Origin of the sequence: Pantoea sp. UYEF8 (assembly GCF_040546285.1) — a bacterium.
Lineage (GTDB): Bacteria > Pseudomonadota > Gammaproteobacteria > Enterobacterales > Enterobacteriaceae > Pantoea > Pantoea brenneri.
The window spans coordinates 288,936-310,685 of sequence record NZ_JBEPNM010000001.1 but is presented as its reverse complement, the minus strand read 5'-3'; the positions used below and the strand labels follow the sequence as shown (position 1 = coordinate 310,685).

17 protein-coding genes are annotated in these 21,750 nt (G+C 56.5%); 15 read left to right on the top strand and 2 right to left on the bottom strand.

What is annotated here, in order from left to right; genetic code table 11:
• Positions 1 to 66: 66 nt before the first annotated feature.
• The 8 genes from ihfB to ABIB18_RS01535 all read left to right on the top strand — a co-directional run bounded on the left by ihfB (position 67) and on the right by ABIB18_RS01535 (position 8,873).
• Entirely contained in the window at positions 67 to 351 is a 285-nt protein-coding gene (ihfB, locus tag ABIB18_RS01570) for an integration host factor subunit beta (protein ID WP_003849360.1), read from the top strand.
• Between the two features lie 215 nt (positions 352 to 566).
• The gene (locus ABIB18_RS01565) at positions 567 to 2,822 is read left to right on the top strand and encodes a DNA internalization-related competence protein ComEC/Rec2 (protein ID WP_354473553.1); all 2,256 of its coding nucleotides are present in this window, start codon (positions 567 to 569) and stop codon (positions 2,820 to 2,822) included.
• 34 nt (positions 2,823 to 2,856) lie between these two features.
• The gene (gene msbA, locus ABIB18_RS01560) at positions 2,857 to 4,605 is read left to right on the top strand and encodes a lipid A ABC transporter ATP-binding protein/permease MsbA (protein WP_046288418.1); all 1,749 of its coding nucleotides are present in this window, start codon (positions 2,857 to 2,859) and stop codon (positions 4,603 to 4,605) included.
• Positions 4,602 to 5,597, top strand: a complete 996-nt coding sequence (gene lpxK, locus ABIB18_RS01555) for a tetraacyldisaccharide 4'-kinase (protein WP_031376637.1) — start codon at positions 4,602 to 4,604, stop codon at positions 5,595 to 5,597. Before msbA ends, lpxK begins: the two co-directional genes overlap by 4 nt.
• A 24-nt stretch (positions 5,598 to 5,621) precedes the next feature.
• Positions 5,622 to 6,854, top strand: a complete 1,233-nt coding sequence (locus ABIB18_RS01550) for a winged helix-turn-helix domain-containing protein (RefSeq protein ID WP_089561092.1) — start codon at positions 5,622 to 5,624, stop codon at positions 6,852 to 6,854.
• A gap of 86 nt (positions 6,855 to 6,940) precedes the next feature.
• Positions 6,941 to 7,123: a Trm112 family protein gene (locus ABIB18_RS01545; protein WP_031376635.1), complete on the top strand. Its 183-nt coding sequence runs from the start codon at positions 6,941 to 6,943 to the stop codon at positions 7,121 to 7,123.
• Positions 7,120 to 7,869: a 3-deoxy-manno-octulosonate cytidylyltransferase gene (gene kdsB, locus ABIB18_RS01540; protein WP_031376634.1), complete on the top strand. Its 750-nt coding sequence runs from the start codon at positions 7,120 to 7,122 to the stop codon at positions 7,867 to 7,869. Before ABIB18_RS01545 ends, kdsB begins: the two co-directional genes overlap by 4 nt.
• Before the next feature lie 110 nt (positions 7,870 to 7,979).
• Positions 7,980 to 8,873, top strand: a complete 894-nt coding sequence (locus ABIB18_RS01535) for a YcbJ family phosphotransferase (protein WP_031376633.1) — start codon at positions 7,980 to 7,982, stop codon at positions 8,871 to 8,873.
• Here ABIB18_RS01535 and elyC read toward each other — a convergent pair.
• Positions 8,853 to 9,638: an envelope biogenesis factor ElyC gene (elyC, locus tag ABIB18_RS01530; RefSeq protein ID WP_354473550.1), complete on the bottom strand. Its 786-nt coding sequence runs from the start codon at positions 9,636 to 9,638 to the stop codon at positions 8,853 to 8,855. The two genes, ABIB18_RS01535 and elyC, sit on opposite strands and share 21 nt — an antisense overlap.
• Before the next feature lie 125 nt (positions 9,639 to 9,763).
• Here elyC and cmoM point away from each other — a divergent pair, with 125 nt between their 5' ends.
• The 7 genes from cmoM (at position 9,764) to ABIB18_RS01495 (ending at position 20,426) form a co-directional block, all read left to right on the top strand.
• Complete coding sequence (cmoM, locus tag ABIB18_RS01525; RefSeq protein ID WP_031376631.1) at positions 9,764 to 10,549, top strand: tRNA uridine 5-oxyacetic acid(34) methyltransferase CmoM; 786 nt, start codon at positions 9,764 to 9,766, stop codon at positions 10,547 to 10,549.
• Entirely contained in the window at positions 10,546 to 11,868 is a 1,323-nt protein-coding gene (gene mukF / locus ABIB18_RS01520) for a chromosome partition protein MukF (RefSeq protein ID WP_046288417.1), read from the top strand. Before cmoM ends, mukF begins: the two co-directional genes overlap by 4 nt.
• Positions 11,849 to 12,574: a chromosome partition protein MukE gene (gene mukE, locus ABIB18_RS01515; protein WP_031376629.1), complete on the top strand. Its 726-nt coding sequence runs from the start codon at positions 11,849 to 11,851 to the stop codon at positions 12,572 to 12,574. Before mukF ends, mukE begins: the two co-directional genes overlap by 20 nt.
• The gene (gene mukB, locus ABIB18_RS01510; protein WP_354473547.1) at positions 12,571 to 17,058 is read left to right on the top strand and encodes a chromosome partition protein MukB; all 4,488 of its coding nucleotides are present in this window, start codon (positions 12,571 to 12,573) and stop codon (positions 17,056 to 17,058) included. Before mukE ends, mukB begins: the two co-directional genes overlap by 4 nt.
• Positions 17,059 to 17,208: 150 nt before the next feature.
• Positions 17,209 to 19,023, top strand: a complete 1,815-nt coding sequence (gene ldtD / locus ABIB18_RS01505) for a L,D-transpeptidase (RefSeq protein ID WP_354473545.1) — start codon at positions 17,209 to 17,211, stop codon at positions 19,021 to 19,023.
• A 185-nt stretch (positions 19,024 to 19,208) separates the two neighbouring features.
• Positions 19,209 to 19,757, top strand: a complete 549-nt coding sequence (gene mepK, locus ABIB18_RS01500; RefSeq protein WP_069728110.1) for a peptidoglycan L,D-endopeptidase MepK — start codon at positions 19,209 to 19,211, stop codon at positions 19,755 to 19,757.
• Between the two features lie 39 nt (positions 19,758 to 19,796).
• Entirely contained in the window at positions 19,797 to 20,426 is a 630-nt protein-coding gene (locus ABIB18_RS01495; protein ID WP_069728111.1) for an MBL fold metallo-hydrolase, read from the top strand.
• Positions 20,427 to 20,460: 34 nt separating this feature from the next.
• On the opposite strand, the gene ABIB18_RS01490 is transcribed toward ABIB18_RS01495, so the two are convergent.
• Complete coding sequence (locus tag ABIB18_RS01490; protein ID WP_031376624.1) at positions 20,461 to 21,651, bottom strand: amino acid aminotransferase; 1,191 nt, start codon at positions 21,649 to 21,651, stop codon at positions 20,461 to 20,463.
• Positions 21,652 to 21,750: the final 99 nt, after the last annotated feature.

Genomic DNA, 21,750 nt, shown 5'->3' with positions numbered 1-21,750 from the left:
GGTGGGCAACCACCCGGTTTCGGTAAAAGCTGTCATACATTCCCAGAGGGATAAACCGGAGGTTACATGACCAAGTCAGAACTGATCGAAAGACTGGCGGGACAGCATACTCATATACCGGCGAAAGTCGTTGAGGATGCAGTAAAAGAGATGCTTGAGCACATGGCCACTACGCTGGCACAGGGCGAACGCATCGAAATCCGGGGATTCGGCAGCTTTTCTTTGCACTATCGCGCTCCGCGTACTGGTCGTAACCCTAAAACGGGTGACAAAGTGGATCTGGAAGGTAAATACGTTCCCCACTTCAAGCCAGGCAAAGAACTGCGCGATCGCGCAAATATCTACGGCTAAGCCGATACCGAACCAGACAAACGACATCTCCGGATGTCGTTTTTTTTTGGCTGCTATTTTTCAGTGCTGACACCTGGAGCTGACATCCGGATTAGTGCAACCCACTCTGCAAGCCCTGCGGATTAATGCGATGCCGCTCGCTACTGCCTGATTACCTGCTTTCACCTCTTCGCCAACCGTTCAGAATAAACACATTCATCAGGATGGATGTGATTATGCTGACATGGATAGTTTTAGCCCGGCTGGCAGTTGTTGCTACGTTGCCTTTACTGTTTATCGCCCGACTTCCCTCTGGCGGTATCATTCTCGGCTTGCTATTAACCGGGATCGTTTTACTGCACAGTCGCCCGCAAAGCCTGCGCATAATCGGGATCGCCCTGATGTTTCTGGCATGGGCAACTAATGATGCACGATTAATGGTCAGAGATATTGAACACCATGCCGAGCGGCCAGCGACTTACAGCATCCGTATTAGCGAACTGAGAAAGGAGAGAAAGCAAATCAGGGTTCGTCTGCTGAAAGAGGATGAAAAGATGCTGTTTCCGCCGCGTTTTGCCTGGCTTTACTTTGATGCCGATCCTGAGCAGTACTGTCCCGGCCAGCGCTGGACCATGAAGCTGCGTTTACGCGCGGTTCATGCCCGACTGAATGAGGGGGGGTTTGATGCGCAGCGTTTTGCGCTGGCGAATAATACACCGCTTCAGGGACGCATTATTCATCAGGTAGCTGACAATCGGGCGTGTAACTGGCGCTGGCGATTTATCCTATGGCACCGCAGGCAGACCGCCGCCTTACCGTCGCAGGCTACGTTAGAGGCCCTGGCTTTCGGCATCCGGGATGACCTGAGCCGTGAAACACGACAGCTGTTACGGGATACCGGTACCGCCCACCTGATGGCGATATCAGGCATGCACATTGCGCTGGCGGCCGGTTGCGGCTGGCTACTGGCGCGCGGGATGCAGTACAGGTTGCCGGCACGCTACATCAGCTATGGCTTCCCGCTGATGATAAGCTGGCTGTTCGCTGCGCTCTATAGCTGGCTGTCAGGCGCGCATCCTCCTGCCGAGCGTGCTTTGCTGGCGCTTACGCTCTGGGCTCTCACCCGTTTTGCCAGTGTGCAGCTGAATAGCTGGCAGGTATGGACATATTGCGTGGCGCTGCTGTTGATTCTCGATCCGTTAACCGTGCTGTCGGAAAGCTTCTGGCTCTCAACGCTGGCCGTCGCCATGCTGTTAATCTGGTATCACTGGTTCCCGCTTCCGTGGCGATTTCATCATCAACGGCGCTGGTTGCCCGTGCAGTTGCTGCATCTTCAACTGGGAATGCTGATCCTGATGGCACCGCTGCAGGTGGCGATTTTTAACGGACTGAGCCTGACTGCGCTGGTGGCCAATGTGGTGGCCATTCCCGTAGTGTCGTTTATCACCGTGCCACTGATTCTTATCGCAATGCTGCTGCCTGTACCGGCGTTATCGCTGCTATTCTGGCAGGCTGCCGACCTGTCGTTACGGGCGTTACTACAGAGTCTGGCAGCATTGCCACCCGGCTGGTGGCCACTGCACAGCACTGCATTTTTCGCGGTGCTGGTATGGGGGGGGTTGATCGTATGGCGGACCCAGCTGTTCTTTTCTCTGCCTGTGAGCAGCAGCGCAATCGCGCTAGCGATGGTATTGAGTCGCCAGCCGCCGCAGGGGCAGGGATGGCGCATCGATATGCTGGATGTTGGCCACGGTTTAAGTATGGTGATCAGCCAGGGCGATGAGGCGGTACTGTATGATACCGGTCCGCGCTGGCAGACCGACAATGCTGGCAGCCGGGTGATTATTCCGTGGCTGGAGCGAAAACAGCTGCGGTTGCAACAGGTGATTCTCAGCCATAAACATCTCGACCATACTGGCGGCCTGGAATCGATAACAGCACGCTGGCCGGCGGTGAAAGTGCGCAGCGCGCTGGCAAACAATGCCCACTTACCCTGCGTACGCGGTACGCAATGGCGCTGGCAGCAACTCCACTTTGAAGTACTCTGGCCACTGTCGATACCAACGGTGGGTGACAACAACGATTCCTGCGTGATCATCGTTGATGACGGCCAGGTCAGAGTCATGTTAACCGGCGATATTGAGGCGCTGGCGGAACGTCAACTGGTTGCGCTGGAGAAACAACGTCTCAGGGTCGATATTCTGCAGGTGCCGCACCATGGCAGCCGCACCTCCTCAACCCGGCTGCTGTTGCGCAGTACGGCGGGAAAGACCGCTATAGCCTCGCTGGCACGCTACAATGCATGGCGGATGCCCGCCAAAAGCGTACTGGAGAATTATCAGCGGGCCAGCTTTAACTGGTTCGATACCGGGCAATCGGGTCAGATAAGCATCACTATTCAACAGGGTAAAATTGCGGTTTCTGGTCTGCGCGATCAATTAATGCCCCGTTGGTATCATCAGTGGTTTGGCGTCAAACGCGAATCCAGGTAGAATGGCCGGCTATTTCCAACAGCGTGAATAAATAATGCATCTAGATAAAGATCTCTCTACGTGGCAGACATTCCGCCGACTCTGGCCGATGATCGCGCCTAACAAGGCGGGATTAATTGTGGCCTCCATTGCCCTGATTATTAACGCTGCGGGCGACGCCTTAATGCTCTCCCTGTTGAAACCGTTACTGGATGATGGGTTTGGTAAAGCCGATAAATCGGTGATGCTGTGGATGCCGTTGGTGGTTATTGGCCTGATGCTGATCCGCGGCGTGACCAGTTATATCTCCAGTTACTGCATCTCCTGGGTTTCTGGCAACGTGGTCATGAATATCCGCCGTCGGCTATTCAGCCATATGATGGGCATGCCGGTATCATTCTTTGACCAGCAGTCAACCGGTACCCTGCTGTCACGCATCACCTATGATTCCGAACAGGTAGCTTCTTCCTCTTCTGGTGCGCTGGTGACGGTAGTGCGTGAAGGTGCGTCGATTATTGGCCTGTTCATCATGATGTTCTACTACAGCTGGCAGCTGTCGTTGATTCTGATTGTTCTGGCACCGATCGTTTCTTTTGCTATCCGCACCGTCTCTAAGCGTTTCCGTAATATCAGTAAAACCATGCAAAATACCATGGGGCAGGTTACCACCAGCGCTGAGCAGATGCTGAAGGGCCATAAAGAAGTGCTGATTTTTGGCGGTCAGGAGATTGAATCTGAGCGCTTTGCCCGGGTCAGTAATCGCATGCGTCAGCAGGGAATGAAGCTGGTTTCAGCCTCATCAATTTCCGATCCGGTGATTCAGCTGATCGCATCTCTGGCACTGGCTTTCGTGCTTTACGCCGCCAGCTTCCCCAGCGTAATGGATACCCTGACGGCCGGTACTATCACCGTGGTGTTCTCATCGATGATCGCGCTGATGCGTCCATTGAAATCACTGACTAACGTCAATGCTCAATTCCAGCGCGGTATGGCCGCCTGTCAGACGCTGTTCTCTATTCTGGACAGCAAGCAGGAAGTGGATAACGGCAGCCGTGAAATTACCCGTGCGAAGGGCGATATTGAGTTCCGCAACGTCACCTTTACCTATCCGGGGCGTGATGTGCCGGCGCTGCGCAATATCAATCTCTCTCTGCCGGCAGGCAAAACGGTTGCTCTGGTGGGTCGCTCCGGTTCCGGTAAGTCGACCATGGCCAGCTTGCTGACTCGCTTTTACGACATTCAGCAGGGAGAAATCCTGCTGGACGGTTACGATCTGCGCGAGTACACCTTACGTTCGCTGCGTAATCAGGTGGCGCTGGTGTCGCAGAATGTTCATCTGTTCAATGACACCATTGCCAATAACATCGCCTATGCCCGCAGCGAGCAGTACAGCCGCGCGGAGATCGAAAAGGCCGCAACCATGGCGCATGCCATGGACTTCATCAATAAGATGGATCAAGGGCTGGATACGGTGATCGGCGAAAACGGTGTGCTGCTGTCAGGCGGCCAGCGTCAGCGTATTGCGATTGCGCGTGCCCTGTTACGTGATTGTCCTATTTTGATCCTGGATGAAGCAACATCGGCACTGGATACGGAATCCGAGCGGGCCATTCAGTCAGCGCTGGACGAACTGCAGAAGAACCGTACTTCACTGGTGATTGCCCACCGACTCTCTACCATCGAAAAAGCGGATGAAATCGTGGTGATCGAAGATGGTCAGATTGTTGAGCGCGGAACGCATCAGGTGCTGTTAGCAGAGCGCGGAGCTTATGCACAGCTGCACAAGATGCAATTCGGCCAATGATTGAGCGTATCTGGAGTGGTCGTTCACCCTTATGGCTGCTGTTATGGCCACTGAGCCTGCTGTATGGGGCGATCACCACTCTGATTCGATTCAGTTATCAGCGCAGCTGGCGTAAAAGCTGGCGCGCACCGCTGCCGGTGGTGGTGGTGGGCAATCTGACGGCCGGAGGCAATGGCAAAACGCCGGTAGTCATCTGGCTGGTCGAAGCATTGCAACAGCGCGGTCTGCGTGCGGGCGTGGTGTCGCGTGGCTACGGCGGTAAAGCCGAGCAGTATCCGCTGCTGGTCACCGGGCAGACCTCCACCGAACAGGCTGGAGATGAGCCGGTACTGATCGCCCAGCGCACCGGCGCGCCGGTGGCCGTAGCGCCAAAGCGGCGTCTGGCGATTGAAGCGCTGCTGAAACAGGGGCCGTTAGATGTGATCATCACCGATGATGGCCTGCAGCACTATGCGCTCCAGCGCGACCGCGAAATTGTGGTGGTGGATGGGGTACGTCGTTTTGGCAATGGCTGGTGGTTACCGGCCGGGCCGATGCGGGAACGTGCCAGTCGGCTGAGTCAGGTGGATGCGATTGTGGTTAACGGTGGCGAAGCGCAGCACGGTGAGATAGCCATGCAACTTCAGCCAGGGCTGGCGACGCATTTGCTGAGCGGCGAAACCCGGCCGGTTGATCAGCTTGATCCGGTTATCGCCATGGCCGGTATCGGGCATCCGCCGCGCTTCTTTACCACACTGAAACAGCTGGGTATCACCCCGGTGGCAGAAGTCGCCTTTGCCGACCATCATGCATACAGTCAGGATGAGCTGGCGCGTCTGACATCAGACGGACAGCCGTTGCTGATGACCGAAAAAGATGCGGTGAAATGCCGCCAATTTGCCCAGCCCAACTGGTGGTATCTGCCGGTTGATGCCCGTCTGCAGGGCACGGCAGTCACCCCATTGCTGGACGATATCGAACAGCTGTGCCGCAGCGGTCAGGCGCGCAACTAGTCACCAGACCGGATAAGGAAGAGAATGAACCCTCTGCATTCACTTTCATTACAGCAAACACGTCACCTTCATCTCGCCGCGCAGGGCCTGCTGCGTCCACCGCGCCAGCGCGCCCGCTATCAGGATCTGATTGACTGCATCTCCCGTATGTCGCTGCTGCAAATCGATACCATTAATGTTGTGGCCCGTAGCCCCTATCTGGTGCTGTTCAGTCGCCTCGGTGACTATCCTCCGGTGTGGCTGGAACAGGCGCTGGCGCAGGGCGAGGTGTTTGAATACTGGGCACACGAGGCCTGTTTTATTCCGCGAGCCGACTACAGATTGCTGCGTCATCGTATGCTGTCGCCGGAACGGCTGGGCTGGAAGTACAATGCGCAATGGGTCGCTGACCACCAGCAGGAAATCGCTGAATTACTGCAGCAAATCCGCGAAAACGGCCCGGTACGCGCAGCGGACTTTGCGCATGCCGCGAATCATAAGCCGGGATGGTGGGCGTGGAAACCGCACAAGCGGCATCTGGAAAATCTGTTCAGTGCCGGTGAGCTGATGGTCGCTGAACGCCGCAATTTTCAACGGGTATACGATCTGCGCAGCCGGGTGATGCCCGACTGGCAGGATGCTCTGCACAGCATCAGCGAAGCTGAGGCTACCCGTCTGATGTTACTTAACAGCGCCCGCAGTCTCGGCATTTTTCGCGGCAGCTGGCTGGCAGACTATTACCGCCTGAAACGGGTGCCGCTCAGCACCTTTCTGGCAGAAGCGCAGGAAGCGGGCGATCTGATTGCGGTGACGGCCGACGGGCTGGGCGACATGTGGCTGCATCGCGATTTGCTGCCGATGCTTGAGAACCCGCTGCAGGCGACACACAGTGCGCTTTTATCACCGTTTGACCCGGTGGTCTGGGACCGCAAGCGTGCGCTGGAACTGTTCAGCTTTGATTACCGCATCGAGTGTTATACGCCGGCGGCTAAGCGCAAATTTGGTTATTTTGTCCTGCCGATGCTGCATCGTGGTGAGATAAAAGGCCGGCTGGATGCCCGTATGTTGCGTCAGTCAAAGCAGCTGGAGATTAAAAATATCTGGCTTGAGCCGCAGACGCGGGTCACGTTGCGATTTGTGCAGGATATCCGGCGGGCGATTGAGCGCTTTGCGGCATGGCAGGGGGCGGAAACCGTCTCGCTGCTGCAGGCACCGGCCTCGCTGCGACAGCACTGGCCGGCCCAGTGGTCGCTGAATCGCGAAGCGGGTAGCCCGTGATGTGCTGATACGTTTTACGCCCTCCCGCCCGGGCTGGGCTATGGTATGCTTTACCCCTTATGCATTCGGTCCCTGATGGAGGACATATGGATCATCGTTTACTCGAAATCGTTGCCTGCCCGGTGTGCAATGGCAAACTCTACTATAACAATGCGCAGCAGGAGCTGATCTGCAAACCGGACGGCCTGGCGTTTCCGGTGCGTGACGGCATTCCGGTGTTACTGGAAAATGAAGCCCGTACGCTCTCTGTTGAAGAGATTCATCCATGAGTTTTACCGCCATCATTCCTGCGCGTTATGCGTCAACCCGCTTACCGGGTAAGCCGCTGGTCGATATCCACGGCAAGCCAATGGTGGTACATGTGATGGAGCGCGCCCGTGAGTCGGGCGCCAGTCGGGTGATCGTCGCGACCGATCATCCGGCGGTGGCGCAGGCGGTTGAAGCTGCAGGCGGTGAAGTCTGCATGACGCGTGCCGATCATCAGTCCGGCACCGAGCGTCTGGCGGAAGTGATCGAAAAATATCAGTTCGCTGATGATGAGATCATCGTCAATGTGCAGGGTGACGAGCCGATGATTCCGGCGGAGATCGTGCGGCAGGTAGCGACCAATCTGGCCGGTTCTGCTGCAGGAATGGCGACGCTGGCGGTGCCAGTCACCGATGCAGAGGAAGCTTTTAATCCGAATGCGGTGAAAGTGGTGATGGACGTTAACGGCTACGCGCTCTATTTTTCACGGGCGACAATCCCGTGGGATCGTGAACGTTATGCCCGCTCACGCGAGCAGATTGGTGACACTCTGCTGCGTCATATTGGCATCTATGCCTACCGTGCCGGCTTTATTCGCCGCTACGTTGCCTGGGCGCCATGCCCGCTGGAACAGATCGAGCTGCTCGAGCAGTTGCGGGTGTTGTGGTACGGCGAAAAGATTCATGTTGCCGTGGCGCAAACCATCCCCAGCGTCGGAGTGGATACGCCAGAAGATCTGCAGCGCGTTCGCGCCGCCATGCAGGCCTGATCAAACGGGGAGACGCTCCCCGTTACTGCGCAATTTTATTGATCCGCCACTAAACTTCTTATCTGTAGTCCCTTCAGGATAGTGTGAAATTCATCTGAGGAGGATGCCGCATGGAACAGCTTAAATCCGAACTGGCGCTGGTACTCGGTGAGAACATCAGTCGTCTCGAAGTAATCAGCGAACATCCACCCACCCGACTTTATGCGCTGTACGATAGTGAAGGTCAGCCGATGCCGGTGATGGCGAAGTATTTCCGTCATCAGGGCCGTGCTGCGCTGGAAGCAAAAAAACTGGCGCTGCTGGGCCATGCCGGATTGATTGCGGTGCCAGCCGTATTTGGTCTGGTGATGAGCCAGCAACCGCCGGTGCATGAAATGCTGCTGCTGGCGCGGCTCAATGGCGTGCCGGCCGAAGCGCCAGCGCGTGATGCTCAGCGCTGGCAACAGTTTTGCGAACAGGTAGTGGAAGGGCTACTTGCCTGGCACCGGCTCGACAGCCACGGTCTGGTGGGCACGGTAGACAGTACCCAGGAAAACCACTGGCCCGCCTGGTATGCGCAACGGGTAGAGGTGCTCTGGTCGACCTTAAGTTATCTGCGACCGCCTGCCTTTACGCTGGACGATCGTCAGATTTTGTTCCGCAGCCGGGCGCGGTTAGCGCATCTGTTTCGCGACTTTAACGATCCCTGCGTGCTGGTTCACGGTAACGTCAGGCTGCAAAGTATGCTGAAAAATCCCCGCAGCGATCAGCTGCTGGCGATGACGCAGCCGGGTACGATTCTCTGGGCACCGCGTGAATACGATCTGATTCAGCTGGATGAGTCACCCGCTGAGACCGCACTGCTGCACGCCTATCTGCAACGCGCGCCAGTTGCTGAAGGCTTTGTCTGGCGGCGCTGGCTCTATCAGTTATGGGATTGTATCGATCGGCTGGTGCAGACCGGCGAATTTGACCGGCCACGTTTCGACCACGCGCGCGCACAGCTACTCCCCTGGCTCGGATGACCGCGTATTCTCTCCCTTCAGCCGCTGCAGTACCGTACCCAGCGTTTCATAAACTGCCCGCTCGCTGTGACTCAGCCAGATTGATGATGGAATGGCGCGCTCCCAGCCATTGAGCGGCGAGGTTATCGCTAACTGGTTGGCCGGCGCGGCAATCGGGTTCAGTCCCACTGCATGGAAAAAGCGCATCGCCCGCGGCAGATGATTGGCTGAGCTGATCAGCAGGAACGGGCGTTGACCCACTTCGCTCTTTACCGCCTGAGCTTCATCAGCAGTATCCCGCGGCTGATCGAGAATCTGAATATGATCCGCTGGTACGCCCAGACTTTCAGCCACCTGCGCGGCCACCGAGGCACTGCTGCGCGGGTTAGTGCCGCCTGCGGCACCGGTAAAAATCAACGTGGCATGTGGATAGCGACGCCACTGACGTACTCCTTCCGCCACGCGCGGCAGGCTGTTATTGAGCAGGTTCGAACTGGGCGCCCAGTCAGGATTAAAGGTATAGCCGCCACCGAGTACCACGATGTAATCGACCGGCTGTGTGCCGTTCCAGGTCGGATAGCGGCTATCAAGTGGCAACAGCAGGCGGTCAGCCAGCGGCTGCAGGCTCAGCAGTAGCAAAAACAGCCAGCTGGCGGAGATTAAAATTTTGCCGCTTTTCTGCCAGTCGGTGAACCAAAGCAATAAAATACCGAGCGCCATCAGCAAAAGCAGAAACGGCAGGGGTAACAACAGCCCGCCGATCACTTTTTTCAGGGTAAAAAACATCTAAAAAGACTCCTGTTGTCCGAAAAAACAGCAGCCGGAAGGGAAGATGGGGATGAAAGGTTCATTCTTCTGGTGCCTGTGACAAAATAGCACAAGTCTCACCGCAGCATACCGGAGCGCATGCCATGCAGGATCGTAACTTTGACGATCTCGCGGATAAATTTTCGCAAAATATATACGGCACCACCAAAGGGCGAGTGCGCCAGGCGATCCTGTGGGATGAGCTGGAAACCATTCTGCCCGGACTGTCACCGCATCCGCTGTCGGTTCTCGATGCGGGCGGCGGGGTTGGCCAGGTCTCCAGCGGGCTGGCCGCGCGCGGTCACCAGGTTTTGCTGTGTGATCTCTCCGGTGAGATGTTGCGCCGGGCCGAGGAAAATGCCGCAGCGCAGGGTGTGAGCCACAACATGCAATTCAAACAAATTAGCGCACAGCAGGTGGGCGAACATTTGGATAAGCCGGTGGATCTGGTATTGTTTCACGCTGTGCTTGAATGGGTCGCGGAACCGGAAAAAGTGCTGAAGGCGTTGTTTGATCTGTTGCGTCCGGGCGGCGTGATGTCGCTGATGTTTTATAACCTGCACGGCCTGACGCTTCGCACCTTAACGCTCGGCAACTTCGGTTATCTGCGGACCAATCTGACCAAACGTAAAAAGCGTACGCTGTCGCCTGACTATCCGCGCGATCCCGATCAGGTCTACCGCTGGCTGGAAGCGTGCGGTTTCGTCATTGAGCAACGCGCCGGGATCCGGGTGTTCAGTGATTATATGAAGCCGCCGAAAGGCGAGCCTAAAAGCGACGAAGAAATTATTGAGATGGAGCGGCGTTACTGCCGTCAGGAACCCTTTTTGAGCTTAGGGCGCTATATCCATGTAACTGCGCGCAAACCCGGGCAGAAGGACGAATTATGAGTGAATTTTCCCAGACGGTACCTGAACTGGTATCCTGGGCGCGCAAGAATGACTTCTCTCTTGCGCTGCCAGTAGAACGTCTGGCCTTTTTGCTGGCTATCGCCACCCTCAACGGTGAGCGGATGGATGGCGAAATGAGTGAAGGCGATCTGATTGATGCTTTCCGTCACGTCAGTAAGGCTTTCGAACAAACCCATGAAACCGTGTTGGTTCGCGCCAACAACGCCATCAACGACATGGTGCGACAGCGCCTGCTTAACCGCTTTACCAGCGAACTGACCGAAGGCAATGCCATCTATCGTCTGACCCCGCTGGCGATCGGCATTACCGATTACTACATCCGTCAGCGTGAGTTTTCGACCTTACGCCTGTCGATGCAGCTCTCCATCGTAGCCAATGAGCTTAAGCGGGCAGCCGATGCTGCGCAGGAAAACGGGGATGAGTTTCACTGGCATCGCAATGTCTTCGCGCCGCTGAAATACTCGGTGGCTGAGATATTTGACAGCATCGACATGACCCAGCGTCTGATGGATGAACAGCAGCAGGCGGTGAAAAACGATATCGCTGAACTGCTGAATAAAGACTGGCGCGCGGCGATCTCCAGCTGTGAAATGCTGCTGTCGGAAACCTCCGGTACGCTGCGTGAACTGCAGGATACGCTGGAAGCGGCAGGCGACAAGCTGCAGGAGAACCTGCTGCGGATTCAGGATGCGACGCTGAACAGCCCGGATTTGGGCTTCGTCGATAAGCTGGTGTTTGACCTGCAAAGCAAACTTGACCGCATTACCAGTTGGGGCCAGCAGGCGATCGACCTGTGGATCGGCTACGACCGCCACGTACACAAATTTATTCGTACCGCCATCGACATGGACAAAAACCGCGTCTTTGCCCAGCGTCTGCGGGTTTCGGTGCAGAACTACTTCGATGCGCCGTGGGCGCTGACCTATGCCAACGCCGATCGCCTGTATGACATGCGCGATGAAGAGCTGACGCTGCGTAATGACGAAGTGATGGGCGAACTGCCGGCCGAGATGGAGTACGAAGAGTTCAACGAAATTCGCGAACAGCTGGCAGCGATGATTGAAGAGGCGCTGCAGATCTACAAAACGCAACAAAAACCGCTCAACCTCGCGTCAGTGATGCGTGACTACCTGGCTCAGTACCCCCGCGCCCGTCATTTTGACCTGGCGCGGATTGTGGTCGACCAGGCGGTACGCCTTGGCGTAGCGGAAGCTGATTTAGCCGGTTTGCCTGTGGAATGGCAAGCCATCAATGATTACGGAGCCAAGGTGCAGGCACATGTCATCGACAAATATTGAACAAGTGATGCCGGTTAAGCTGGCACAGGCACTGGCAAATCCGATCTTTCCCGCGCTCGACAGCCAGTTGCGCGCCGGACGACATATCGGTATTGAAGAGCTGGACAATCACGCTTTTCTGATGGATTACCAGGCATTTCTCGAAGAGTTTTACAGCCGCTACAACGTTGAATTGATTCGTGCGCCGGAAGGTTTTTTCTATCTTCGTCCGCGTTCAACCACGCTGATCCCGCGCTCGGTGCTGTCTGAGTTAGACATGATGGTCGGAAAAATTCTCTGCTATCTCTACCTCAGCCCGGAACGGCTGGCGAATGAAGGCATCTTCACCCAGCAGGAGCTGTATGACGAACTGCTGTCGCTGGCCGATGAGAGCAAGTTGCTGAAGCTGGTTAACCAGCGTTCAACCGGCTCGGATCTCGATCGCACCAAACTGCAGGAAAAAGTCCGCGCGTCGCTGAGCCGTCTGCGCCGCCTCGGTATGGTGTGGTTTTTCGGTAACGACAGCAGCAAATTCCGTATCACCGAATCGGTGTTCCGCTTTGGCGCTGATGTGCGTAGCGGTGATGATGCCCGCGAAGCGCAACTGCGGCTGATCCGTGATGGCGAGGCGATGCTGCTGGAGAATGCCACGGCTGCGGTTGACGCCGATGAAGGCGAGGAACAGGAAAGCGATGCGAGTGAGAACGCAGAGGAACAACAGGCATGATTGAGCGCGGAAAATTTCGGTCGCTTACGCTGATCAACTGGAACGGCTTCTTTGCCCGCACGTTTGATCTCGATGAATTAGTCACCACCCTGTCAGGCGGTAACGGTGCGGGGAAATCCACCACCATGGCCGCGTTTGTTACCGCGCTGATCCCCGATTTGACGCTGTTGCACTTCCGGAACACCACCGAAGCGGGAGCGACCTCCGGTTCACGCGATAAGGGCCTGCACGGTAAACTGCGCGCCGGCGTCTGCTACTCGATGCTCGACGTGGTGAACTCCCGCCATCAGCGGGTGGTGGTGGGCGTCCGTCTGCAGCAAATCGCGGGTCGGGATAAAAAGGTCGACATCAAGCCGTTCAGTATTCATGGCCTGCCGACCGACACCAACCCGACGGATATGCTGACGGAGATCCTTAACAGCCGTCAGGCGCGCGTACTGCCGCTTAACGAAGTTAAAGAACGCGTTGAGGCGCAGGAAGGCGTTCAGTTCCGCGCCTACAGCTCGATTACCGATTATCACGCCATGCTGTTTGATCTGGGTGTGGTGCCGCGTCGTCTGCGTTCTGCCAGCGATCGCAGTAAGTTTTACCGCCTGATTGAAGCCTCGCTTTACGGCGGTATCTCCAGCGCGATTACCCGCTCACTGCGTGATTACCTGCTGCCGGAAAACAGCGGCGTGCGTAAAGCCTTCCAGGACATGGAAGCGGCGCTGCGCGAGAACCGCATGACGCTGGAAGCGATTCGCGTTACTCAGTCGGACCGCGACCTGTTTAAGCATCTGATTTCGGAAGCAACCAGCTACGTCTCAGCCGACTATATGCGTCACGCCAACGAGCGCCGGGTGCACCTCGACAGTGCATTACAGCTGCGTAATGAGCTGTTCAGCAGCCGCAGCCAGCTCGCCTCTGAACAGTATCGTCACGTCGAAATGGCGCGCGAACTGGCCGAGCACAGCGGGGCGGAAAACGACCTCGAAGTGGATTATCAGGCGGCCAGCGATCACCTGAATCTGGTGCAGACCGCGATGCGCCAGCAGGAAAAGATTGAGCGCTACGACGCCGATATCGAAGACCTGACGCTGCGGCTGGAAGAGCAGAGCGAAGTGGTGGCGGAAGCCCGCGAGATTCAGGAAGAGAATGAAGCGCGGGCCGAAGCGGCCGAACTGGAAGTGGATGAGCTGAAAAGCCAGCTGGCCGACTTCCAGCAGGCGCTTGACGTTCAGCAAACCCGCGCCATTCAGTATCAGCAGGCGCTGCAGGCGCTGGAACGCGCCCGTTCACTCTGTCAGTTGCCTGATTTAACCATCGACAACGCCGCAGAATGGCAGGCCAGCTTCCAGGCCAAAGAGGAGGAGGCGACCGAGCGGTTACTGAACCTCGAGCAAAAGCTGAGCGTGGCCGAGGCGGCGCACAGCCAGTTTGAACAGGCGCTGGCGCTGGTGACCAGCATTGCCGGTGATGTTACCCGTCAGGATGCGTGGCAGACCGGCCGGGCATTGCTGCGCGACGCCAGCAATCAGCGGCATCACGCTGAGCAGCTCTCTTCGCTGCGTCTGCGGCTCAACGAGCTGGAACAGCGTCTGCGCGAGCAGCATGAGGCTGAGCGCTTGCTGGCGGAGTTCTGTAAGCGCCAGGGACAGCACTATGAAGCCGATGCGCTGGAAGGTTTGCAGCGCGAACTTGAAGCACAGATTGAGCAGCTGAACAGCAGCGTCGCGGACGCGGGTGAGCAGCGCATGATGATGCGCCAGGAGCTGGAACAGCTGCGCGAACGGATTGCCACGCTAACGGCCCGGGCACCGCACTGGCTGGCGGCGCAGGAAATCCTGACGCAGCTTAGTGAGCAGACCGGGCAGGCGCTGACCAGCAGTCAGGACGTGACCGAATATATGCAGCAGCTGCTGGAGCGGGAACGTGAAACCACCGTTGAACGTGACGAAGTGGCGGCGCGTAAACGCGATATCGAGCAGCAGATTGAACGTCTCAGCCAGCCTGGCGGTGCCGAAGATGCGCGCCTGAACCAACTGGCCGAACGCTTCGGCGGTGTCTTGCTGTCCGAAATTTATGATGATGTCACGCTGGATGACGCGCCTTACTTCTCGGCGTTGTACGGTCCGTCGCGTCACGCGATTGTGGTACCCGATCTGTCGCTGGTGCGCGAGCAGCTCGACGGACTGGAAGAGTGCCCGGAAGATCTCTACCTGATCGAGGGCGATCCGCAATCTTTCGATGACAGCGTATTCAGCGTCGATGAGCTGCAGAATGCGGTGGTGGTAAAAGTCGCGGAGCGTCAGTGGCGCTATTCGCGTTTCCCGAAAATACCGCTGTTTGGTCGTGCCGCACGTGAGAATCAGCTTGAACTGCTGCACAGCGAACGCGATCGTCTGGCTGAGCGCTATGCCACGTTGTCATTCGACGTACAGAAAACCCAGCGTCTGCATCAGTCCTTCAGCCGGTTTATCGGTAGTCATCTCGCGGTGGCGTTTGATGCCGATCCGGAAGCCCAGATTCGTCAGTTGGGCGCGCGCCGCGGCGAGCTGGAGCGGGCGCTTAATCAGCACGAGAGCAATAATCAGCAGCAGCGTCAGCAATATGAACTGGCGAAAGAGGGCGTAGCGCAGCTCAACCGGCTGCTGCCGCGCGTCAATCTGCTGCTGGATGAGACGCTGGCCGATCGCTGCGAAGAGATCCGCGAGCAGGTTGAGGAAGCGCAGGATGCAGCACGCTTCCTGCATCAGCATGGCGCGAAACTGGCGAAACTCGAACCGATTATCGCCGTACTGCAGAGCGATCCGGAACAGCATGAACAGCTGCAGGCCGATTATCAGCAGGCGCAGCAACAGCAGCGCAACGCCCGCCAGCAGGCTTTTGCCCTGACGGAAGTGGTGCAGCGTCGTGCGCACTTTGGCTATGACGATTCGTCGAGCATGCTTAACGGCAACAACGATCTCAGCGACAAACTGCGTCAGCGGCTGGAGCAGGCGGAGGCGGAGCGGAGTCGCAGCCGTGAACGTCTGCGCGAGCATCAGGCGCAGCTGACACAATACGCCCAGGTGCTGGCCTCGCTGAAAAGTGCCTACGACGCCAAACGCGACATGCTGAAAGAGTTGCAGCAGGAGATGCAGGATATCGGCGTTCACGCTGATGCCAACGCCGAAGCACGGGCGCGGGTGCGTCGTGATGAACTCTATACGGCGCTGAGCCATAACCGTGCGCGGCGTAATCAGCTGGAGAAACAGCTGACCTTCTGTGAAGCGGAAATGGAAAACCTGCAGAAGCGACTGCGCCAGCTGGAACGTAACTATCATCAGGTTCGCGAACAGGTGGTCAGCGCCAAGGCGGGCTGGTGTACAGTGCTGCGGCTGGTGAAAGAGAATGGTGTCGAACGTCGCCTGCATCGTCGTGAACTGGCTTACCTGAGCGGCGACGAGCTGCGTTCTATGTCGGATAAGGCATTGGGTGCGCTGCGTCTGGCGGTAGCCGACAACGAACATCTGCGTGACGTGCTGCGTCTGTCGGAAGATCCGAAACGTCCGGAACGGAAGATTCAGTTCTTTATTGCGGTTTACCAGCATCTGCGCGAGCGTATCCGTCAGGATATTATTCGCACCGACGATCCGGTCGAAGCGATTGAGCAGATGGAAATTGAGCTGAATCGCCTGACGGAAGAGCTGACCACGCGTGAGCAGACGCTGGCTATCAGTTCGCGCAGTGCCGCTAACATTATCCGCAAAACCATTCAGCGTGAGCAGAACCGTATCCGCCAGCTGAACCAGGGCCTGCAAACCGTGAGCTTTGGTCAGGTGCGCAGCGTGCGACTCAACGTCAACGTGCGGGAGACGCATGCGATGCTGCTGGATACGCTGTCGGAAGAGCATGAGCAGCACCAGGATCTGTTTAACAGCAATCGTCTGACCTTCTCAGAGGCGCTGGCGAAGCTTTATCAGCGCCTCAATCCGCACATCGATATGGGACAGCGCACGCCGCAGACCATTGGTGAGGAGCTGCTGGACTACCGCAATTATCTTGAGATGGAAGTCGAAGTTAACCGTGGATCAGACGGCTGGCTGCGTGCAGAAAGTGGCGCACTGTCAACCGGTGAAGCGATCGGTACCGGGATGTCGATTCTGGTGATGGTGGTACAGAGCTGGGAAGAGGAGTCGCGCCGCCTGCGCGGTAAAGACATTTCCCCCTGCCGGTTACTGTTCCTTGATGAAGCGGCGCGTCTCGATGCGCGCTCCATCGCCACGCTGTTTGAGCTGTGTGAACGACTGGAAATGCAGCTGGTGATCGCCGCGCCGGAAAATATCAGTCCGGAGAAAGGCACCACTTACAAGCTGGTGCGTAAGGTGTTTAACAACACTGAGCATGTGCATGTGGTTGGCCTGCGCGGTTTCGCTGCCGATCCCTCACCGACCCGACGTCAGGATGAGAGCGATTCTCTGCCCGATTTAGCCGGTGAAAAATCGCAGGCTGAAACGTAGTCAAAAACAGAACCATTGGTTAATCTGGTAACGGCATTTGTCGCGTGAGGCAAATGCCGTTTTTGTTTGTATACTCAACATTATGAGTAAGCAGCCCGGTCGCAGTAGTTTCAGGGAACGCTGCGCAGTTGAACAGATAAGGGGGCAGGGATGTTGCTGGCAAATACGTTTAAACATCATCGTGTTGTTTCATTGTTAGCGCTGGCGCTAACCGTGGTTCCATTTACACTGCCACAGGCCGCGGTGATTGCCGCTATGCCGGGGATCACGCAGGGGGCGACGTCAGTCACCGACAGTCAGCAACGTATCCGGCGGGCCTTCTCCAGCGCCGATCAGCCATTCTATCTGCCTTCACTGGCCACGCTGTATGCGTCACGTCATATGCAACCGATCTGGCAGGACCGCCAGGCGGTGCAAAAATTTCAGCAGCAGCTGGCGGAAGCCGCGCTTTCTGGCGTGCAGCCACAGTTTACCCGCTGGGTTGAACGTCTGACCGATCCGGCGATTTCCGGCTTTGCTCGTGACGTCACGCTGTCTGATGCGATGCTCGGCTATCTGCAGTTTGTCTCCAGCGTGCCTACCCAGGGTGAAACCTGGCTCTACAGCAACGTGCCGTATAAGCTGGCGCAGCCGTCGGTGTCAGTAGTGAATCAGTGGCAGAACGCCGTCAATGCTGGTTCAGACAGCGCATTTATTACCTCACTGGAACCGCAGCACCCGCAATATCGCCCGATGCACGCTGCGCTCAAAACATTGCTCAGCGACAAACGCCCATGGCCGCAGCTGAAGGGGAGCGAAACCCTGCGTCCGGGACAGGTGAGTGATGATGTGCCAGCGTTACGTGAAATCCTGCAGCGTAGCGGGATGCTGACCGCTCAGACCACTGCGCCGGCACCGGATGAGGACGCGGTTCCGGTTTCAACAGTACCGGTCAGCCACAGCGATCAGCCGGTGGTGGTCAGTCCGTCGGCTACGCCGGTCACCGATCTGCCTGTTTCATCGCCGCAGTCGCCGGGTAACGTGCAAAGCCTGACGCTGGATGCGAATAATAGCGCGAATGTTTACGACAATACGCTGGTGGCAGCGGTGAAGCGTTTTCAGCAGTGGCAGGGGCTGGACGGTGACGGCGCTATCGGCGCCAGAACGCGTCAGTGGCTTAACGTATCACCACAGATGCGTGCCTCACTGCTGGCGCTGAATATCCAGCGACTGCGCCTGCTGCCGGATGATATGCACAACGGCATCATGGTGAACATCGCCAACTACTCACTGATTTATTACAACAACGGCAACAAGATTTTGTCATCACGGGTGATTGTCGGGCGTCCCGACCGTAAAACGCCGCTGATGCGCAGCGCACTCAACAACGTGGTGCTGAATCCACCGTGGAACGTGCCGACCACGCTGGTGCGCAAAGATATTATTCCGAAGGTCAAACAGGATCCTGGCTACCTCTACAAACATGGCTATACCCTGCTGTCAGGCTGGAGCGAGGATGCCGAGGTGATTGACCCCAGCATGATTGACTGGAGCATGGTGTCCGCTTCCTCGTTCCCGTATCGCCTGCGTCAGGCCCCAGGTCAGATGAACGCGCTGGGACGCTACAAATTCAACATGCCGAGTTCGGATGCTATCTATCTGCATGACACGCCGAATCATAATCTGTTCCAGCGCGATATCCGTGCGCTTAGCTCAGGCTGTGTGCGGGTGAACAAGGCCTCTGAACTGGCCGGACTGTTGCTACAGGATGCAGGCTGGAATGATTCCCGTATCTCCAGCACGCTGAAAGAGGGCGATACCCGCTATGTGCCGATTCGCCATCGTATTCCGGTCAACCTCTATTATCTGACCGCCTGGGTCGCTGACGACGGCAAACCACAGTTCCGAACAGATATTTACAATTATGATGACACGGCACGTTCAGGCAGCCAGGCGTTAAAGCGGGCTGAGCAATTGCTGCTCTAGTGATTGATTTTCAATCGTTAGCCGTCTGCCGCCGTAAGCAAAATTCTTCATTAAAAGGCGATCCCGCCCGGGATCGCCGCACAAAGCCACCCGGGATGGGTTGACGCCTCTGTGAGAGAAAGTTATGGTTCGGCCTGTGCGCTTTTTGCACATTTCTATGGCTTCACTCTCAGGTAATACGGTTAATGTCTACTATTGATTCTTTTCGTCGCAAACTACTGCTTTGCGGAAGTGCTGCCGCCGGACTGGCATTATTGCCAGCTTCTGCAAGGGCTTCACTTTCAACTTCTCGCCCGCGGGTATTAACACTTAACAACCTTCACACGGGTGAAACCCTTAAAACTGAATTTTTTAATGGTAAGAGTTACGACAGGGATGAGTTATCACGTTTAAATCATTTTTTCCGTGACTATCGCGCCAATAAAGTGAAAAGCATCGACCCCCATCTGTTCGACCAAATTTTCCGTCTGCAGGCGCTGCTGGAAACCCGTAAGCCAGTACAATTGGTTTCCGGTTATCGCTCACTGGCTACTAATAATATGTTGCGTGAAAGCGGGCCTGGCGTGGCGAAACACAGCTACCACACCAAAGGTCAGGCGATGGATTTTCACATTGAAGGCGTGACCTTAGCCAATGTACGCAAAGCGGCGTTATCTCTGCGCGCGGGTGGTGTAGGATATTATCCTCGCAGCAACTTTGTGCACATTGATACCGGGCCGATCAGGCACTGGTAACGACGCCGGCAACGCTGCGTGAGCCGGTCATGGAGCGTTATGAATTACCATATTATTCCTGTTACAGCCTTTGCTCAGAATTGCTCGGTTATCTGGTGCGATACCACCGGGGAGTCGGCGCTGGTCGATCCGGGCGGTGATGCCGAACGTATCAAACAAACGCTGGAACAACACAAACTGAAACCCGCGCAGATTCTGCTCACCCATGGACATCTCGATCATGTCGGTGCAGCGGTCGAACTCGCGGCGTTTTATCAGGTGCCCATCGTCGGACCGCAGAAACGCGATGCCTTCTGGCTGGAAGCGCTTCCGACGCAGAGCCGAATGTTCGGGCTGGAAGAGTGTGCGCCTTTCACGCCGGATCGCTGGCTGGAAGAGGGTGACAGTGTGCAGGTAGGGTTAGTCTCGCTGGAAGTATTGCACTGTCCGGGCCATTCGCCCGGTCATGTGGTGTTCTTTGATCGTCTGGGACGCTTACTGATCTCAGGTGATGTGATTTTCAACGGCGGTGTTGGTCGCACTGATTTCCCGCAGGGCGATCATCAGCAGCTAATTGATGCCATCCGGACAAAATTACTGCCGCTGGGCGATGATGTGACTTTCGTGCCGGGACACGGTCCGATTTCAACGCTGGGGCGTGAACGGATCAGCAATCCTTTTCTGCAATAAAAAATGGGCCGGCTGGCCCATTTTTTCATCACGATTACAGCACCGCGACAATCGCCTCACACAGCGCCGACATATTGTCTGGCGTCATGCCCGCAACGTTTACCCGTCCTGAATTAACCGCATAGACCGCAAACTCTTCGCGCAGACGAATTACCTGATCTTTAGTCAGGCCGCTAAATGAGAACATCCCGTTCTGCCGGATGATGAAGCTGAAGTCACGCTGCGCACCTTTCTCTGCCAGGGTATTGACGAACAGCTGGCGCATACGCTGGATACGCTGGCGCATGTCTGACAGCTCCTGCTCCCAGATGGTACGCAGTGCATCATTACCGAGGATGGTGGCAACCACGGCCGCACCGTGAGCTGGCGGATTGGAATAGTTGGCGCGGATAGTGTATTTCACCTGACTGAAGGCAGTATCGGCCACGTTGGCATCAGCGGCCACCAGCGTAATGGCCCCGACGCGCTCGTTATACAAACCAAAGTTCTTAGAATAAGAGCTGGCGACAATCAGTTCCTGATGCGACGCGGCAAAAATACGCAGTCCTTCAGCATCTTCCTCAAGGCCACGGGCGAAGCCCTGATAGGCAAAGTCAAACAACGGTAACCAGCCGCCAGCCTGCGACAGCTGCGCCAGTTGCTGCCACTGTTCGGCCGTTGGATCGATACCGGTTGGATTATGGCAGCAGCCGTGGAACAGCACCACGTCGCCCGCCTGTACCTGTTTCAGCGACGCCAGCAGGCCTTCAAAATCGAGCGTGTGATTTTCCGCATCGTAATACTGGTATTCACACACCTCAAGACCGGCAGCATTGAACACATTTTTGTGGTTCGGCCAGCTGGGATTGCTGACCCATACCCGTTTCACGCTGGTCTGAGTGGCAAGGAAATCCGCCGCAACGCGCAGCGCACCAGTACCGCCCGGGGTTTGTGCTGTCCGCGCACGACCGGCGGTAATCAGCGTGCTCTGGTTGCCAAACAACAGCGCCTGGGTACAGCGTGCAAAATCAGCCAGACCATCAATGCTGAGATAGTTTTTGGTGGTTTCGTTTTCCAGCAGGTACTGTTCGGCTTTCTTAACGCTGGTCAGCACCGGGGTCTTGCCGGTTTCGTCTTTATAGACGCCGATACCCAGGTTAATTTTGTTAGGGCGGTCGTCAGCGCGAAACAGATCGGCCAGCCCAAGAATGGGATCGGCGGGTGCAGCAGAGATCGATTCAAACATGAGTCAGGTCCAGTAGCGGGAACGTTAGCAAAATGAGTTCTCAGGTTAGCGTCAGGCCAGGCAAAAGCCAACCGTTTGCGAGACTTATTGATACATTTT

Coding starts and splice junctions, on each gene's coding strand:
- kdsB (WP_031376634.1), top strand. CDS start 7,120: ATGAGTTTTACCGCCATCATTCCTGCGCGTTATGCGTCAACCCGCTTA.
- ABIB18_RS01490 (WP_031376624.1), bottom strand. CDS start 21,651: ATGTTTGAATCGATCTCTGCTGCACCCGCCGATCCCATTCTTGGGCTG.
- ABIB18_RS01545 (WP_031376635.1), top strand. CDS start 6,941: ATGGATCATCGTTTACTCGAAATCGTTGCCTGCCCGGTGTGCAATGGC.
- cmoM (WP_031376631.1), top strand. CDS start 9,764: ATGCAGGATCGTAACTTTGACGATCTCGCGGATAAATTTTCGCAAAAT.
- ABIB18_RS01495 (WP_069728111.1), top strand. CDS start 19,797: ATGAATTACCATATTATTCCTGTTACAGCCTTTGCTCAGAATTGCTCG.
- ABIB18_RS01535 (WP_031376633.1), top strand. CDS start 7,980: ATGGAACAGCTTAAATCCGAACTGGCGCTGGTACTCGGTGAGAACATC.
- elyC (WP_354473550.1), bottom strand. CDS start 9,638: ATGTTTTTTACCCTGAAAAAAGTGATCGGCGGGCTGTTGTTACCCCTG.
- lpxK (WP_031376637.1), top strand. CDS start 4,602: ATGATTGAGCGTATCTGGAGTGGTCGTTCACCCTTATGGCTGCTGTTA.
- mukF (WP_046288417.1), top strand. CDS start 10,546: ATGAGTGAATTTTCCCAGACGGTACCTGAACTGGTATCCTGGGCGCGC.
- ABIB18_RS01565 (WP_354473553.1), top strand. CDS start 567: ATGCTGACATGGATAGTTTTAGCCCGGCTGGCAGTTGTTGCTACGTTG.
- ldtD (WP_354473545.1), top strand. CDS start 17,209: ATGTTGCTGGCAAATACGTTTAAACATCATCGTGTTGTTTCATTGTTA.
- mukE (WP_031376629.1), top strand. CDS start 11,849: ATGTCATCGACAAATATTGAACAAGTGATGCCGGTTAAGCTGGCACAG.
- ABIB18_RS01550 (WP_089561092.1), top strand. CDS start 5,622: ATGAACCCTCTGCATTCACTTTCATTACAGCAAACACGTCACCTTCAT.
- mepK (WP_069728110.1), top strand. CDS start 19,209: ATGTCTACTATTGATTCTTTTCGTCGCAAACTACTGCTTTGCGGAAGT.
- mukB (WP_354473547.1), top strand. CDS start 12,571: ATGATTGAGCGCGGAAAATTTCGGTCGCTTACGCTGATCAACTGGAAC.
- msbA (WP_046288418.1), top strand. CDS start 2,857: ATGCATCTAGATAAAGATCTCTCTACGTGGCAGACATTCCGCCGACTC.
- ihfB (WP_003849360.1), top strand. CDS start 67: ATGACCAAGTCAGAACTGATCGAAAGACTGGCGGGACAGCATACTCAT.